Consider the following 16,805-nt stretch of genomic DNA (forward strand, 5'->3'; position numbering starts at 1 on the left):
AGGCATGACCTGGTTGGGTATTGATCTAGGTGATGCTCGGGTCGGACTCGCATTGTCCGACCCGGAGCTCACCTTTGCACATCCGATCGGCAACATCCAAGTGCATGGCGACTCCTTCCGCGCCATCGAGGATGTGATCTACACGATCGAGGACGAAGACGTCGACCACGTCATCGTCGGTTTACCGCTGCTGCTCAGTGGGGAAGAGGGTAAAAGCGCGAAGAAGGCCCGTCGGTGGGCGAATAATCTTGCCAAGCGGATCAGCGCATACATGGAGAGCGGCGAAACCGCTTTGGAACGGGTGCCAGAGATAGAATTGATGGATGAACGTCTGACGACGGTGAGCGCACACCGCCAGCTCAGACAGGCGAATATTGCAGAGAGAGGGCACAGGCCCGTAGTCGACCAACAGTCCGCTGTTGTGATTTTGCAAGCCGCGTTAGATAAGAGGAAGTAAAACAGGAGAAGTAATGGCAGATAATTTCAACGATTACTTCGAGGAGAACACGCAGTGGGTGACGGGCAATTCGGCGGCTCCCGTCGTGGAACCGCCCAAACCGCCCAAATCCCGTCGTGAAATGCGCAAGCGCCGCAAGAACCGGCAGCGCAAGCGTTGGCTGATCGTCATCGCGGTTCTGGTGATTTTGGGACTTGTGGGCGGTGGTGTATATTTCGGCGTGCGCCACATCAACGCCGTCCGTGCGCAGAACGAGGCGAACGCGCGTCTTTCCGAGGATTACGAGGGGCCGGGCACCGGATCGGTGTCGTTCACCGTGGAATCCGGTGAGGACGCCCTGACCATCGGCAGGAAGCTCGTCAAGGCTGGCGTCGTGAAGTCCGCCGAGGCCTTCGCCAACGTGGTCGGCGCCAACAACGTCAACCTGTACCCCGGCACCTTCGAGCTGAAGAAGCACATGAGCAACGCCGATGCCATGAAGATCCTTTCGGATACGAGCAACGCCAAGGGCTTCTTCGATGTGAAGGCCGGCGAACGCGTCTCCGACGTCATCAAGGGCGCGGCCGAGATGACCGGCATCGCCGAATCCGATTTCCAATCCATCGTGGACGGTGACGGTTCCGGCATCCTGCCCTCCGAGGCGAACGGCAAGTTCGAAGGTTGGCTCGAACCGGGGCAGTACGACATCAAGTCGAAGACCTCTGCGAAGGAGATTCTCAAGATGATGGTCGAACGTCGCATCGAGAAGCTCGATTCGCTCGGCGTGCCCACCGGTTCCGAACGTGAGAAGATCCTCAATATGGCGTCCATCGCCGAAGCCGAAGTGAACCAGAAGGACGATTACGGCAAGGTGGTCCGCGTGATCCTGAACCGTCTCGCCAAGGGCATGACCCTCGGCATGGATTCCACCGTGGCGTACGGCAACAACGTCAAGTCCTCCCAGATCACCCAGAAGATGCTGGACGATTCCTCCAACAAGTTCAACACCCGTATCCAGAAGGGGCTTCCCCCCACGCCGATCTCGAATCCGGGCGATTCGGCCATCCAGGCGGCGCTTGACCCGCCGCAGGGCAATTGGCTTTACTTCGTCACCACGGATCTGAGCTCCGGCACGACCGAGTTCACGGATAACGCCGACGAATTCGACAAGCTGGTGCAGAAGTACAAGGCGAACAACAAGAACGCCAACTGATCGGCTGTTTCACCATGAAGGCGGTGCCCCCTCAACCGGGGGCACCGCCTTCATGCATGTGAGCGTACGGCATGGGGATGCGGCAACATGCCGATGACATCGGGAGATACGCGACGGATCGCGCCCCGCGCCCCCGCACGCCGTCAGAGCATTGTTCCCACAATGACCGCGATGATGGCCGCGGCGACGAGCACCGGGATGAACGGCATGCCGCCGCGTCTGTCGAACCTCCGGGCCGTGCCTCGGCCGTTCGCGCCGTTTGCACCGCCGGCGGCGCAACGGTTCCAGCACCAGATGAACGGCAACCCCAATACGCCTATGGCGAGCCACCACGCGAGTATGGCCGACAGGCCGAGCATGCCCACGGCGAGTCCGAGGGGAATCATCGCCAGCGCGTCCGTGCCGTTCACGCCTCCCGCCTTCACGGCCGAAAGCAGGGCCAGTACGCCGGCGCACAGTGCCGTGAACAGCACCGCCTGCAGGATCTGGAAGAACGAATTGGCCATCGCCGCGGCGATGATGTCGGCGATGAGCTGCGCCAGCGAACCGGCGAATATCCAAGAGGGGCGCACGCGGCGGCCGCGCGCGTCCTCGACGCCGATCGCAAGCCCACATAGCAAACTCGGCAGGTAGAACAGGTATGGCATGCCTTAACATTAACCCAGTTATTTGCGAGTGAAAGGGAAACGTATGTTGCGTTGGCAGACGGCAGGCGAATCGCATGGCGAGGCGTTGGTGGCGATGATCGAGGGATTGCCCTCCGGTGTCGAGGTCACGAGCGGCGACGTGGTGGATGCCTTGGCCAGGCGTCGTCTCGGTTACGGCCGCGGCGCGCGCATGAAGTTCGAGCAGGACAAGGTCCGTCTGCTCACCGGCGTGCGTCATGGGCGCACGCTCGGCACGCCGATCGCCGTCGAGATCGCCAATACGGAATGGCCCAAGTGGACCGAGGTCATGAGTGCCGACCCGCTCGACCATGAGCTGCCCCGCGAAGGGCGCAACGCGCCGCTGAGCCGTCCCCGTCCGGGCCATGCCGATCTGACCGGCATGCGCAAGTACGCCTTCGACGACGCGCGTCCGGTGCTGGAGCGTTCCTCCGCCCGTGAAACCGCATCCCGTGTGGCGCTCGGTGCCATCGCGGCTGATTTCCTGGAGCAGACCTTCGGCATCCGCACCGTCTCCCACGTCCTGTCCATCGGCGGCGCCGGTGTTGAGGACCGCACTACGGCACCGCTCCCGACCCCCGACGATCTTGAGGCGCTGGATGCCTCTCCGGTGCGCACCCTCGACAAGGATGCGGAAGCGCGCATGATCGCCCGCATCGACGAGGCCAAGGCGAATTCCGATACCCTCGGCGGTGTGATCGAGGTCGTCGCCTACGGCGTTCCCGCCGGCATCGGCACCTACGTGGAATCCGACCGCCGTCTCGACGCGGCCCTGGCCAGCGCCGTCATGGGCGTGCAGGCCATCAAGGGCGTCGAAATCGGTGATGGTTTCCTCGAAGCCGAACGCCCGGGCTCCGAAGCCCATGACGAGATGGTCGTGGAGGATGGGCATATCGCGCGCGTGAGCAACCGTGCGGGCGGCATCGAAGGCGGCATGTCGAACGGCCAGCCGATCGTCATCCGTGCGGCGATGAAGCCGATTCCCTCCATTCCGAAGGCGCTGCGCACGGTGGATGTGCTCACCGGCGAGGCCGCGCAAGCCATCAACCAGCGTTCCGATTCCACCGCAGTGCCGGCCGCGGCCGTCGTGGCCGAAGCAATGGTCCGTCTGACCATCGCCAAGTACGCGCTTGAGAAGTTCGGCGGCGACAGCGTCGAGGAGACGCGCCGCAACTGCGAGTCCTACCTCGCCTCCTGGCCGGAGCACATGCGGTGAGCGGCGGAATGGCAGGGAAAGCCAGGCCGGTGGCCGTCCTCATCGGCATGATGGGGGCGGGCAAAACCCGCGTGGGCAAGGAAGTCGCCCATATCATGGATCTGCCGTTCGCGGACGCCGACGTATGCATCGAACGCGAAGTGGGCATGAGCATCCCCGAATTCTTCGAGCGTGAGGGCGAGCCGGAATTCCGTAAGGTCGAGGCCGATCTCATCGCCGACATGCTGGAGGATTTCGACGGCATCTTCTCGCTGGGCGGCGGCGCTCCCATGACCCCGTCCACGCGGGACGCGTTGGCCGATTACGTCGGTCGCGGCGGGCGTGTCGTGTACTTGGACGCCGACCCCGAGGAGGCCATGGAACGGGCCAATCGCGGCGGCGGGCGCCCGATGCTCAACGGCGATGCCGAAGAGCGTTGGAGGAAATTGTATGTGGAACGCGATCCCGTGTTCCGCGAGGTCGCGAACGTGCGCGTGCGCACGCGCGGCCTGACGCCGCAGATGGCGGCGAGAAAGGTCATGGATATGATTCGCGAACGCAACGTGCATGTCACCGGGACGGGTATCGAGCCGTATGACGTGCGTATCGGCGAAGGCGTGATGGGTCATCTGCCCGAGGTTCTGGGCGATGGCCCGGTGCGTGTGGCCTTGATCCACACCCAGCCGGTGCAGCGTCACAGCGACCATGCGCGCACCCTGCTGCGTCAGGCGGGCTACACCGTGTCCGACATCGTGGTCCCGGACGCCGAGGCGGGCAAGACCGTGGATGTCGCCAACGGTGTGTGGCGTCGTCTGGGCGATGAGGGCTTCACCCGTTCCGACGCGATCGTCGGACTCGGCGGGGGAGCGGCCACCGATCTGGCCGGTTTCATCGCCGCGACCTGGATGCGCGGCATCCGTTACGTGAACTGCCCGACGTCCCTGCTGGCCATGGTCGACGCGTCCACTGGCGGCAAGACCGGCATCAACACCGAAGCCGGCAAGAATCTGGTCGGCTCGTTCTACACCCCGGCCGGCGTGCTCGCCGACATGCGCGCCCTCGCCACGTTGCCGAACGACATCTTCATCGAGGGATTGGGCGAGGTCGCCAAGTCCGGTTTCATCATGGATTCGGAGATCCTGCAGATCCTTGAGGATCATGCCGATGAATTGCGCGCCTTCGACGGGTCGACGTTCCTGGATTCCGATCTGAAGGATGTGGTCGCGGAGCTGATCGAGCATACCGTGGGCGTGAAGGCCTACCATGTGTCCGCCGATCTCAAGGAGGCGGGGCTGCGCGAATTCCTGAACTACGGCCATACGCTCGCCCATGCCATCGAGAAGCTTGAGCATTTCCGCTGGCGTCACGGCAACGCGGTGGCCGTCGGATGCGTGTACGCCGCGGAGCTGTCGCACCTGCTGGGCTACATCGATCAGGATCTGGTGGATTACCATCGTTCGCTGCTCGGCTCCCTCGGCCTGCCGACCTCGTGGAGCAACGGCTCGTGGGACGATGTGCTCGCGTTGATGCACAAGGACAAGAAGGCGCGTGGCAACACGCTCCGTTTCGTCGTGCTCGACAGGATCGGGCATCCGATTCATCTTGAGGACCCGCCCGCGGATGCCGTCGAAGAGGCGTTCCGCCGGATCCAGCGATAACAGTCCAGTATCGGAACATGGTTCCGCGATAACAAGGGAGTGAATGGAATATGACCAAAGTCGTGGTAGTCAACGGGCCGAATCTCGGTCGTCTGGGCGTGCGCCAGCCCGACGTGTACGGCAAGCAGGATCTTGCGACCCTGCGCGAGCTGTGCACGCGGTGGGGTGTGGAACTCGGGCTTGACGTGGAGGTTCGCCAGAGCGACGACGAGGCCGAGATGATCGGTTGGATGCATCAGGCCGCCGACGAGAAGACGCCCATCGTGATGAACCCCGCCGCGTTCACCCATTACTCCTACGGTCTTGCGGATGCCGCCCATATGGTGATCGACGAGGGGCTGCCGCTGATGGAGGTGCACATCTCCAATCCGTCCGCGCGCGACGAGTTCCGCAAGCGCTCCGTGATTTCGCCGGTCGCCACCGGCACCATCACCGGCATGGGCTTCTATGGCTATAAGCTCGCGCTGGAAGCCGTCGCCCATCTGGTCGCGGGGGAGTGAATCCCGTTTTCGGTACGGTCGTGTGAGGGCCGGGTCGTCCCATGGATGACCCGGCCCTCGCCGTATTTCCGGGCGTTCCATGCGTATGGTTCGCCGCGTGCGTAACAATGCCGTTCAACACGCAACGCCAATTCGGTTTTGTAGGTTATGTGAAATACCATAGAAAGCATTGATTGATAACGTGTGCATGCCGAGATGAGTAATACGGCCAGTGTCGGCCAAAGGTCGTGGCTGGCCGTGGTTGCCTACGTTATCAACCAAACCACGTCGCATGGTGCGGCGGGGAAGAATCTCGATGACGAGGAAAGGGAAGCATGATCGCACAACGGTCGTTCAGACGAATCCTGGCGGCGAGTGTCGTCGCCGCGATGTCGTGCGCGTCGCTGATTACGGTTCCTAACGTCGCTCAAGCCGAGGAGACCAGCTCCTCCGGCAAGAAGGACGTTCAGGTGATCGCATTCCAGCAGACGTGGAACACCATCGCCAAGGAATGCACCAACACCTACGGTCCCGAAGGTGTCGCCTATGTGGAGGTCTCGCCTCCGCAGGAGTCCATCCAGGGCACCCAGTGGTGGACCAGCTACCAGCCCGTGAGCTATAAGCTCGACTCCAAGCTGGGCACGGAAGCCGAATTCAAGAACATGGTCAAGCAGTGCGCCGCGGCCGGCGTGGGCATCATCGCCGACGTCGTGCTGAACCAGACCACCGGTTCCGACGTAGCCGCCGGCGACCAGAAGGGTGTGGCGGGCACCGATTACAACGGCTCCACCGGCACCTACCCGGGCTTCGCCACCAAGCAGTACCCGGAAGGCATCACCGCCTCCGACTTCCACAGCTGCAAGAAGAACATCTCCGACTACACCAACCAGAAGGAAGTCCAGGAGTGCCGTCTTAGCTCCATGTGGGACTTCGACTCCGAAAGCGAGAAGGTGCAGGACATCCAGTCCGATTATCTTGTCTCGCTGTGGAACGCCGGCGTGCGCGGATTCCGCATGGACGCCGTCAAGCACATCCACACCGACAGCATGAAGGCGATCAAGGAGAAGTTCGCCAAGAAGATCGGCAAGAACGCCAGCGACATCTACTGGATCCAGGAAGTCATCGGCAACTCCTCCGAAGCCGCGGGTATCCAGCCGAGCAACTACGTGCAGAACGGCACCGTGACCGAATTCGGCTTCAAGTCCGAAATGAACCAGACCTTCAAGGACAAGATCGCCAACCTCAAGGGCTTGAGCGACCGTCTGAGCAAGGATCTGTCGTCCGAGGACGCCAACGTGTTCGTCACCAACTGGGATACCGCCCGCAACGAGGGCGCGCTGACCTACAAGGACGGCGCCAAGTACCAGCTGGCCAACGCCTTCATGCTGGCCTACGACTACGGCACCCCGCGCCTGCTCTCCGACTACAAGTGGGATGTCAACGACGATGGCGCACCCAACGCCACCGCGACCTCCGTGCCGGACGTCGACATGGACAAGGCCTGCTCCACCAACGATTCCGATTGGAACTGCGAGCAGCGTTGGACCTCCACCCGCGGCATGATCGCCTTCCGCAACTACGTCAACGGCACCAAGGTCACCGATTGGCAGGATGACGGCGGCGACAACATCGCCTTCTCCCGTGGCAGCAAGGGCTTCATCGCCATCAACAACGGCAAGAAGGACAAGGACGCCTCGTACACCACTTCCCTCGCCGACGGCGAATACTGCAACGTGTACGCCGCCATGGACTGCTCCAAGACCGTGACCGTCAAGAACGGCAAGGTCGAGACCACGGTTCCGGCACGTTCCGCCATCGCGCTGTACGCCGGCGCCACCAAGGCCGATCACCCGGCAGCGTCCACCGCCACCGATCCGTCCGATCCGGACGTGAACCAGGAGGATGACGAGGTCCTGCCCGACGACAAGAGCATCACCATCTACTACAAGCCGAACGATTCCAGCTGGAAGACCCCGAAGGTCCACTACGGCCTCGGCGATGACTGGAACCAGCCGGAAGCCGACATGACGCTCGACGCGCAGGGCTACTACCGCGCCACCATCGACACCAAGGGCAAGAAGATCGACTTCGTGTTCCATGATGCCGACACCGACCAGTGGGAGAACCCGAAGGGCGGCGGCAACTACCACGCCAATGCGGGCATCACTCACATGGGTGTGGCAAGCCAGTCCGCGACCGTGGGCAACCCCGAAGCCATCGGCGGTCAGACCCGACTCGTCGTGCACTACAAGCCCTCCAGCGCCTCGGACAACCGTGGCGTGTACGTGTGGGGCAAGGACACCAGCGGCACGGACATCAACGCCGAGCACCACGCCTTCACCGGCAGCGACTGCTGGGGCAAGGTCACCACGCTGACCTTCGACGGCAAGTTCGAGAACTTCGGCTTCATCATCACCACCAGCGACTGGAACAAGTACGGCGGTGACCGCAGTGCCAAGGTAAGCGCCGACGGCACCGCGGAAGTGTGGATCGACGGCACCAAGTACCCGGATCAGGGCGAATCGACCACCGTCGAAACGCTCGACGCCGCGCCGGAGGACTACGCCTGCGATGCCGCCACCGTCAAGGTGAAGGTCCACTACAACCGTGACGACGGCCTGTACTTCAACTCCGAGGACACCTCGACCACCGTCCCGCAGTGGGATATCTGGACCTGGGCCTCCAACTGGAACGGCGGAGCTGCCACCTTCACCTCCCATGACGATTGGGGCGAAGTCGCGGAATACTCCTTCAACACCTACACCTACTACAACAACGACGGAACCTCCGACATCGGCATGCTGCGCCGTTACGGCAAGGATGCGTGGAAGGCCAAGGATCCGGACGGCGGCGATCACAAGATCCCGTCGGACGCCCTGGTGTTCGACGGCACCGATGGCAATGCCACCGCCACCGCCGAAGTATGGATGCTCAACGGCGACGCCACGGTGTACACCGCTCGCCCGGCCCTCGGCGCTTCCATGAAGTCCGCCGAGATCTCCGACACCAACCAGCTGACGGCCAAGCTCTCCAAGAAGGTCTCCGCCGACGACATCAAGGACGACGTGACCGTCAAGGATGCCGATGGCAAGACCGTGGCCGTCAAGAGCGTCAAGACCGATGGCACCAAGGTGATCATCACCACCGACAAGGAACTTGACGTTCGCGGCAAGTACACCGTCGAGGTCAAGGGCTTCGGCTCCCAGGACGCCGTCGCGGGCTCCGTGGTCCGCACCGACGCCTTCGACAAGAAGTACGCCTACAGCGGCGACGATCTCGGTGCGACCTACAAGGCCGCGAAGACCGGCTTCAAGCTGTGGGCTCCGACCGCCACCGACGTCAAGCTCGTCATCTACAAGTCCGATGACCCGAACGCCGACGTCGACCGCACCATCGACATGACGAGCGGCGACAAGGGCGTGTGGAGCGCCTCGGTGAACGATCTCGCCAGCGGCACCGCCTACGCCTATCAGCTCACCTTCGCCGACGGCACGGTGAACGTTTCCGCCGATCCGTACGCCACCGCGGCGGTCGCGAACGGCGAACGTTCCGTGGTGCTGTCCAAGAAGGACATGGGCAACGCGGGCAAGCGCATGGATGCCTTCTCCAAGACCACCGATGCGTCCATCGCCGAGATGAACATCCGCGACTTCTCGATCAGCCCGAACTCCGGCGTCTCCGCCGACAAGCAGGGCAAGTATCTGGGCGTCGTCGAATCCGGTACCAAGACCGCCAAGGGCGCGACCTCCGGCCTCGACTACCTCAAGAAGCTGGGTGTCACCCACGTGCAGATCATGCCGATGTACGACTACGGTTCCGTCGACGAGACCGGCGACCTGAGCTACGACGCCAAGGGCGCGCAGAACTGGGGCTACGATCCGGAGAACTACAACGTGCCGGAAGGCTCGTACTCCTCCGATCCGAGCAACCCGGCCTCCCGCGTCACCGAAATGAAGCAGATGGTCAAGGGCCTGCATGACAGCAATATCCGCGTCATCATGGATGTGGTGTACAACCACGTCTACAATGCCGCGAATCATTCGTTCAACAAGACGGTCCCCGGCTACTACTTCCGCTACGACGACAACGGCTCGCTGGTCAACAACTCCGGTTGCGGCAACGACACCGCCTCCGAGCGTGCGATGATGCGCAAGTACATCGTCGATTCGGTGACCTACTGGGCGAAGAACTACAACATCGACGGTTTCCGTTTCGACCTCATGGGTCTGATCGACACCGAGACGATGAAGGAAGTCCGCGCGGCCCTCGACAAGATCGATCCGTCCATCATCGTGCTCGGCGAAGGCTGGGACATGAACACCACGATGGACAAGAGCGAGATGACCATCCAGCCGAACGCCTACCAGGTCGCTTCGGATGGCACGAACAACGGCATCGCGTTCTTCAACGATTCGATCCGCGACGGTCTCAAGGGCTCCGTGTTCTCCGACACCGACACCGGCTTCGTGTCCGGCAAGGCCGATCAGGAGAAGCTCATCGCCCACAACGTGCTCGGCTGCCAGTATGATGCCGACGCCGACACCACCTGCTGGAACGGCAACGCGCAGGATCACTACGCGGACGCCGGCCAGGTGGTGAACTACGCCGAAATCCACGACAACATGACCCTGTACGACAAGCTCCGCGCATCCGCACCCACGGATGACGAGGCGACCACCGAGGCGCGCGCCAAGCTCGCCGACTCCGTCGTCTACCTGTCCGAGGGCATCCCCGCCATCCAGCTGGGCCAGGAGTTCCTGCGCACCAAGGGCGGCAACGGCAACAGCTACAACGCAGGCGACGCGACGAACGCCATCGACTGGGATCGCACCACGCAGTACGCGGGCTCCGTCGATTACGTCAAGGGCCTGATCAAGCTGCGCAACAAGATCGCGGCGCTCCGCCAGACCAACTACGACGACATCAACGCCAGCGTGACCATGCTCAAGTCCGCCGACGGCGTCGTGGCCTACCAGGCGAAGGACTCCAGCGGCACCTACGTGGTGATCTTCAACGCCAATGGCAAGGCCGCCTCCGTCGAAGGCGTCGCCGCCGGCAAGTACGAGGTGCTCGCCTCCGACGGCACCGTGTACGGCGATGACGAGGCCAAGAGCGTCACGGTCCGCAAGGGCTCCACCTACGCGGCCGGCGCACTGTCCGCCACCGTGCTCAAGGTCGCCTCCGCCGACGACGTGGTTCCCGTGATCAGCGGTGTGACCGAATCGACGACCATCACCGTCGGTTCCAAGTTCGACCCGAAGGCCGGAGTCACCGCCACGGACGACATCGATGGCGATCTGACCGACAAGATCGAGATCGAAGGCAGCGTGGACACCAATAAGGTGGGCGATTACAAGCTGGTCTACTCCGTGACCAACTCCCGTGGCAAGACCACGACGTTCACCCGCACCGTGCATGTCCAGAAGCGCGCCGTCGTCCCGGCCGCCGACAAGGGCACGAAGGGTTCCGCCACGGCGTCCGGTACCGCGGGTACCGCCGCCACCGGCGCCTCCGTGCTGGTGATCGCGCTGATCGCGCTGGCCGCCGCCGCGGCCGGTATGATGTTCCGCCTTCGTGGAAAGGAGGAACGCCTCTGAGCACAATGACCCATAAGCAACTCCGATAAACGCGCAAGAGCCGGCCTCCGATTGGGGGCCGGCTCTTGATGTTTCGGTGCGGTTCCGGCGTTTTCACCCCGCCCACCGTGAGGAGGGGAGCCCCTCGTGCATGGCCGGATCCGTATAACACGCCGGGTCAACTGTGAATGTTAAGCTGGAGTTCCATGGTTAGAAGAACACATGGCAATCCTCAAGAGCACGTCACCAAGCATATTTTCGTCACCGGTGGCGTGGTTTCCTCCCTTGGCAAGGGCCTGACCGCATCCTCCCTCGGACGTTTGCTGCGTTCCCGTGGCATCAAGGTCCTGCAGCAGAAGCTCGATCCCTACATCAACGTCGATCCCGGCACGATGAACCCGTTCCAGCATGGTGAGGTCTACGTCACCGAGGACGGCGCCGAAACCGATCTCGACATCGGCCACTACGAGCGCTTCCTCGACGTGTACCTGAGCCAGAAGGCGAACGTCACCACCGGCCAGATCTACCAGGAGGTGCTGCGCAAGGAACGCGCCGGCGAATACCTCGGCCAGTGCGTGCAGGTCATCCCGCACATCACCAACGAGATCAAGTCCCGTATGCGTGCGCAGGCGTCCGATGACGTCGACGTGATCATCACCGAAATCGGTGGCACCGTCGGCGACATCGAATCCCAGCCGTTCCTGGAGGCTGCGCGTGAGGTTCGCCGCGATTTGGGCGCCGAGAACTGCATGTTCGTGCATGTCTCCCTCGTGCCGTACATCGCCGCCGCCCACGAGCTCAAGACCAAGCCCACCCAGCATTCCGTGATGATGCTGCGCCAGCTCGGCATCTCCCCGGATGCCTTGGTGCTGCGTTCCGACCGCCCGCTGAACCAGTCCATCAAGGACAAGATCTCCCTGATGTGCGACGTGGATTCCGAAGGCGTGGTCAACTGCGTGGACGCCCCGAGCATCTACGACGTGCCGAAGATCCTGTTCAACGAAGGCCTCGACGCCTACGTCGTGCGTGAACTCGGCCTGCCGTTCCACGACGTCGATTGGGACGAGTGGGAGGACCTGCTGGAGCGCGTGCATCACCCGAAGCATGAGGTGAACATCGCCATCGTCGGCAAGTACATCGATCTGCCGGATGCCTACCTGTCCGTCACCGAAGCCATCAAGGCCGGCGGTTTCGCCAACTATGCCAAGGTGAACGTCAAGTGGGTCGCGGCCGACAAGTGCGAGACCGAGGAAGGCGCGGCCGCCGCGCTCGATCAGGTCGACGGCATCGTCGTGCCCGGCGGTTTCGGCATCCGCGGCATCGACGGCAAGATCGGCGCCCTGAAGTTCGCCCGTGAAAACAAGCTGCCGGCCCTCGGCCTGTGCCTCGGCCTGCAGTCCATGGTCATCGAATACGCTCGTCACGTCCTCGGTCTGGAGGACGCGAACTCCACCGAGTTCGAGCCCGATTGCGCGACCCCGGTCATCGCGACCATGGAAGAGCAGAAGGACATCGTCGCCGGCAAGGGCGATATGGGTCACACCATGCGACTGGGCAGCTACCCGGCCGAGCTGGAGGAAGGCTCCATCGTCGCCGAACTGTACGGCACCACGCATGTCACCGAGCGTCATCGTCACCGTTACGAGGTGAACGTGGCGTACAAGGACCAGCTGCGCGAAGCCGGTCTGCGTATCTCCGGCCAGAGCCCGGACGGCGAACTCACCGAGTTCGTCGAGCTGCCGCGCGAGGTGCATCCGTTCTACGTGGCCACCCAGGCCCATCCGGAGTTCAAGTCCCGCCCGACCAAGCCGCACCCGCTGTTCGCCGGTCTGGTGAAGGCCGCGTTGGACCACCAGCAGGAGCACTGAGCTTCGGCACGCCGGTGAACCGCATATGGCGGTGAAACGGCACCCGAACCGGAATGTGTTGCAGCCCACACCGAAATCTGGTGTGGGCTGTAGCTTTTTCATGGCGGTTCTGTTAGGTTCTAGTAGGACATTGTGTGAATGACGGAGGCAAACCGGTGAGCGAATCACAAACACCAAACGCCGCGGCTGACGTGGAGATGAGCCAATACGTGGCCGATCGCACCCGCGTCAACGAGGATAAGATCAGGCAGGATGACGAGATCATCAGCCAATTCGGCGATTACACCTACGGCTGGCATGATACCGACGCCGCGGGCGAAGCCGCGAAGAAGGGCATCGACGAGGACGTCGTCCGCGCCATCAGCGCGGATAAGGGCGAACCCGAATGGATGCTGGAGAAGCGCTTGCAAGGCTACAGGGACTTCATCAGCAAGCCGATGCCGCAGTGGGGCGTGGATCTCAAGGACTTCGACGCGGACGATTTCAAGTATTACGTCAAGCCGATCGACAAGCAGGCGACCACTTGGGAGGAGCTGCCCGACGAGATCCGCTCCACCTACGACAAGCTCGGCATCCCCGAAGCGGAGAAGAAGCGACTCGTCTCCGGTGTGGCGGCGCAGTACGAATCCGAAGTGATCTACAACTCGATCCAGGAGGATCTGAAGAAGCAGGGCGTGATCTTCGTCGACACCGACACCGCGGTGCGCGAATACCCCGACATCGTGCAGAAGTATTTCGGCAAGTGCATCCCCAGCGACGACAACAAGTTCTCCGCGCTGAACACGGCCGCATGGTCCGGCGGATCCTTCGTCTACGTGCCGAAGGGCGTGCATGTGGACATCCCGCTGCAGGCGTACTTCCGCATCAACACCCCGAATATGGGCCAGTTCGAACGCACCCTGATCATCGCGGACGAAGGCTCCTACGTGCATTACGTCGAAGGCTGCACGGCCCCCATCTACTCCACGGACTCCCTGCACTCCGGCGTGGTCGAGATCTTCGTCGAGCCGCATGCCCGCGTGCGCTATACCACCGTGCAGAACTGGTCGAACAACGTGTACAACCTGGTCACCCAGCGCGCCTACGTGCGTGAGGGCGGCACCATGGAATGGGTCGACGGCAACATCGGCTCCAAGGCGACCATGAAATATCCGGCCTGCATCCTGGCCGAACCGTACGCCAAGGCCAGCACCATGTCGCTCGGCTTCGCCGGCAAGGGCCAGTATCAGGACACGGGCGCGAAGATGATCCATCTCGCCCCGCACACCAGCTCCACCATCGTGGCCAAGTCGATCTCCCGCGGCGGAGGCCGTTCCGCATACCGCGGTTTCGTGAAGATCGTCAAGGGCGCCGAAGGCTCCTCGAACTCCACCGTGTGCGACGCGCTGCTGGTGGACGAATTCAGCCGTTCCGACACCTACCCGCATGTCGATGTGCGCGAGGACGACGTGTCCATGGCGCATGAGGCGACGGTTTCCAAGGTCTCCGAGGACCAGCTGTTCTACCTGATGAGCCGCGGCCTTTCCGAGGACGAGGCCATGGGCATGATCGTGCGCGGCTTCGTCGAGCCGATCAGCCGCGAGCTGCCGATGGAATACGCGCTTGAGCTGAACAGACTTGTGGAACTGCAGATGGAAGGATCGGTGGGCTGAGCCATGACCGAAGCCAAGGAAATCAATATCCCCGTGGCGGATCCGAACGATCCGTACGCGAACCCCGCGGCCATGCCGTCCTCGGCGGACCGCAACCCCCGTTCCTTCGAGGTCGGGGCGTTCCCCGAACCGAACCGCAAGCAGGAGGATTGGCGCTATACGCCCGTCGAGCGCATCAGCGAATTCTTCAACGTGTTCGTCCCGTCCGGCGAGACCGGCATCGAAGTCGGCATGATCGACGGGTCCGCACTTGCGGAAGGCGTTACCCTGAGCCAGGTCAGGCTTGGCGAAGGGCCGTCCGGCACGGTGTCCGAACCGTCCGACCGCGTTTCCGCCGTGGAATGGAACTCCGGCGCGACCGCCACCGTTCTCGAGCTGAAGGGTGAAATCGCCCAGCCGGTGCTCGTCAAGGTGCATGGCGCCGGCATGGATCTCGATGCATTCCATCTGGTGATCGCGGCGGGGGACGATACGCATGCCGATGTCGTCGTCGAGCATGACGGCGACGCCCGTCTCGCCGAAGGCGTGGAAATCGTCACCGGCAAGCATTCGAACGTGTCCACCACTTTCATCCAGGAGTGGAATGCCGGTTCGAAGCATGTGGGCAACCATCGCATCCATGTGGGCGAAGGCGCTTCGCTGCGCCATTCCGTGGTGACGCTCGGTGGTGACGTCGTGCGCATCCGCATGGATCAGGATTTCGGCGGCGAGCAGGGCGATCTCAACATGCTCGGCATCTACTTCGTCGACCCCGGCGAGCATATCGAGCATCGCACGATGGTGGTGCATAACCATCCGGAGTGCAAGAGCCGCGTGGTCTACAAGGGTGCACTCGACGGTAAGGGGGCGCATTCCACGTGGGTCGGCAACGCGCTGATCGAACCCACCGCACCCGGCACCGATTCCTACGAGCTCAACCGCAATCTGGTGCTCACCCCGGGCGCCATCGCCGATTCCGAGCCGAATCTTGAAATCGAGAACGGCAACATCATCGGCGCTGGCCATGCCTCCTCGGTCGGTCGTTTCGATGACGAGGAGCTGTTCTACCTGCAGTCGCGCGGCATCAGCGAAACCGAGGCGCGCAAGCTCGTCGTGCGCGGCTTCTTCAACGAACTCGTCGAGGAGATCGGCATTCCGGCCATCTGCGACCATCTCATGGACGTCATCGACAAGCGTCTGGCGCGCGGCGAAAGCGACGCCATGGCGCAGGTGCTCGAGGAACAGTGAAACGTAAAGGATTAAGGAACCATGTCAACGCTTGAAATCAAAGATCTGTACGCCCACGTCGAAACCAAGGACGGCATCAAGCCGATCCTCAAAGGCGTGAACCTCACCGTCAACTCCGACGAGACCCATGCCATCATGGGGCCCAACGGCTCCGGCAAGTCCACGCTGGCCTACACGCTGGCAGGCCACCCCAAGTATGTGGTCGACGGCGGCGAAGTGCTGCTCGACGGCGAGGACATCCTGAAGATGACTCCCGACGAGCGTGCCAAGGCCGGTCTGTTCCTCGCCATGCAGTACCCGGTGGAAGTGCCGGGCGTCTCCATGACGAATTTCCTGCGCACCGCCAAGACCGAGGTCGACGGCAAGGCGCCCGCCATCCGCACGTGGGCCAAGGAACTTTCCGAGGCCATGAAGCGACTCAAGATGGATCCGAAGTTCGCCACCCGTTCCGTGAACGAAGGCTTCTCCGGCGGTGAGAAGAAGCGCGCCGAAGTGCTGCAGCTGGAACTGCTCAAGCCGAAGTTCGCCATCCTCGACGAAACCGACTCCGGCCTTGACGTCGACGCGCTGCGCATCGTCTCCGAAGGCGTGAACCGCGCCAAGGAAGCCAACAAGTTCGGCATCCTCATGGTCACGCACTACACCCGCATCCTCAAGTACATCAAGCCGGATATCGTGCACGTGTTCGCCGACGGCCACTTCGTCAAGACCGGTGGCCCGGAGCTGGCGGATGAGCTGGAGGAGAACGGCTACGATCAGTACCTGCCGGAAGGCGCCGATTCCGAAAGCGCACTGGCATAAGGCTGTTCCGTTAGGAACGTCGAACTCTAAGGGGT

Annotated in this window: 11 protein-coding genes; 10 read left to right on the forward strand and 1 reads right to left on the reverse strand. The window is 62.6% G+C overall.

Features of this window, described 5'->3' with window-relative positions; all coding sequences use genetic code 11:
- Positions 1–4 precede the first annotated feature (4 nt).
- Both ruvX and mltG read left to right on the forward strand, forming a co-directional pair.
- Positions 5–457 (forward strand): Holliday junction resolvase RuvX, encoded by a 453-nt coding sequence (ruvX, locus tag KIH75_RS01140; protein WP_219054989.1) that lies wholly within the window; start codon positions 5–7, stop codon positions 455–457.
- Positions 458–470: 13 nt separating this feature from the next.
- On the forward strand, positions 471–1,649 hold the full coding sequence (gene mltG / locus KIH75_RS01145) for an endolytic transglycosylase MltG (RefSeq protein ID WP_219054990.1): 1,179 nt from the start codon (positions 471–473) through the stop codon (positions 1,647–1,649).
- Positions 1,650–1,792: 143 nt separating this feature from the next.
- Here the strand turns inward: mltG and KIH75_RS01150 are convergent, their stop codons facing one another.
- On the reverse strand, positions 1,793–2,296 hold the full coding sequence (locus KIH75_RS01150; RefSeq protein ID WP_219054991.1) for a peptidase A24: 504 nt from the start codon (positions 2,294–2,296) through the stop codon (positions 1,793–1,795).
- Between the two features lie 43 nt (positions 2,297–2,339).
- Here KIH75_RS01150 and aroC point away from each other — a divergent pair, with 43 nt between their 5' ends.
- The 8 genes from aroC (at position 2,340) to sufC (ending at position 16,770) form a co-directional block, all read left to right on the forward strand.
- Positions 2,340–3,530 carry a chorismate synthase gene (aroC, locus tag KIH75_RS01155; RefSeq protein ID WP_219054992.1) on the forward strand — a complete coding sequence of 397 codons (1,191 nt, stop codon included), beginning with the start codon at positions 2,340–2,342 and terminating at the stop codon, positions 3,528–3,530.
- A gap of 8 nt (positions 3,531–3,538) precedes the next feature.
- Positions 3,539–5,167, forward strand: coding sequence for a bifunctional shikimate kinase/3-dehydroquinate synthase (locus tag KIH75_RS01160; RefSeq protein WP_219054993.1), 1,629 nt, complete (start codon positions 3,539–3,541; stop codon positions 5,165–5,167).
- A gap of 50 nt (positions 5,168–5,217) precedes the next feature.
- Positions 5,218–5,667 (forward strand): type II 3-dehydroquinate dehydratase, encoded by a 450-nt coding sequence (locus KIH75_RS01165; RefSeq protein WP_219054994.1) that lies wholly within the window; start codon positions 5,218–5,220, stop codon positions 5,665–5,667.
- A gap of 314 nt (positions 5,668–5,981) precedes the next feature.
- Entirely contained in the window at positions 5,982–11,243 is a 5,262-nt protein-coding gene (gene pulA / locus KIH75_RS01170) for a type I pullulanase (RefSeq protein ID WP_219054995.1), read from the forward strand.
- 185 nt (positions 11,244–11,428) lie between these two features.
- The gene (locus tag KIH75_RS01175; RefSeq protein ID WP_033523533.1) at positions 11,429–13,090 is read left to right on the forward strand and encodes a CTP synthase; all 1,662 of its coding nucleotides are present in this window, start codon (positions 11,429–11,431) and stop codon (positions 13,088–13,090) included.
- Between the two features lie 197 nt (positions 13,091–13,287).
- Positions 13,288–14,742 carry a Fe-S cluster assembly protein SufB gene (gene sufB / locus KIH75_RS01180; RefSeq protein WP_219055071.1) on the forward strand — a complete coding sequence of 485 codons (1,455 nt, stop codon included), beginning with the start codon at positions 13,288–13,290 and terminating at the stop codon, positions 14,740–14,742.
- Between the two features lie 3 nt (positions 14,743–14,745).
- A complete protein-coding gene (gene sufD, locus KIH75_RS01185; RefSeq protein WP_219054996.1) occupies positions 14,746–15,969 on the forward strand; it encodes a Fe-S cluster assembly protein SufD in 1,224 nt (407 codons plus the stop codon).
- 21 nt (positions 15,970–15,990) lie between these two features.
- Positions 15,991–16,770, forward strand: a complete 780-nt coding sequence (gene sufC / locus KIH75_RS01190) for a Fe-S cluster assembly ATPase SufC (RefSeq protein WP_003826479.1) — start codon at positions 15,991–15,993, stop codon at positions 16,768–16,770.
- Positions 16,771–16,805 lie beyond the last annotated feature (35 nt).

Origin of the sequence: Bifidobacterium pongonis (assembly GCF_019331805.1) — a bacterium.
Lineage (GTDB): Bacteria > Actinomycetota > Actinomycetes > Actinomycetales > Bifidobacteriaceae > Bifidobacterium > Bifidobacterium pongonis.

Coding starts and splice junctions, on each gene's coding strand:
- ruvX (WP_219054989.1), top strand. CDS start 5: ATGACCTGGTTGGGTATTGATCTAGGTGATGCTCGGGTCGGACTCGCA.
- mltG (WP_219054990.1), top strand. CDS start 471: ATGGCAGATAATTTCAACGATTACTTCGAGGAGAACACGCAGTGGGTG.
- KIH75_RS01150 (WP_219054991.1), bottom strand. CDS start 2,296: ATGCCATACCTGTTCTACCTGCCGAGTTTGCTATGTGGGCTTGCGATC.
- aroC (WP_219054992.1), top strand. CDS start 2,340: ATGTTGCGTTGGCAGACGGCAGGCGAATCGCATGGCGAGGCGTTGGTG.
- KIH75_RS01160 (WP_219054993.1), top strand. CDS start 3,539: ATGGCAGGGAAAGCCAGGCCGGTGGCCGTCCTCATCGGCATGATGGGG.
- KIH75_RS01165 (WP_219054994.1), top strand. CDS start 5,218: ATGACCAAAGTCGTGGTAGTCAACGGGCCGAATCTCGGTCGTCTGGGC.
- pulA (WP_219054995.1), top strand. CDS start 5,982: ATGATCGCACAACGGTCGTTCAGACGAATCCTGGCGGCGAGTGTCGTC.
- KIH75_RS01175 (WP_033523533.1), top strand. CDS start 11,429: ATGGTTAGAAGAACACATGGCAATCCTCAAGAGCACGTCACCAAGCAT.
- sufB (WP_219055071.1), top strand. CDS start 13,288: ATGAGCCAATACGTGGCCGATCGCACCCGCGTCAACGAGGATAAGATC.
- sufD (WP_219054996.1), top strand. CDS start 14,746: ATGACCGAAGCCAAGGAAATCAATATCCCCGTGGCGGATCCGAACGAT.
- sufC (WP_003826479.1), top strand. CDS start 15,991: ATGTCAACGCTTGAAATCAAAGATCTGTACGCCCACGTCGAAACCAAG.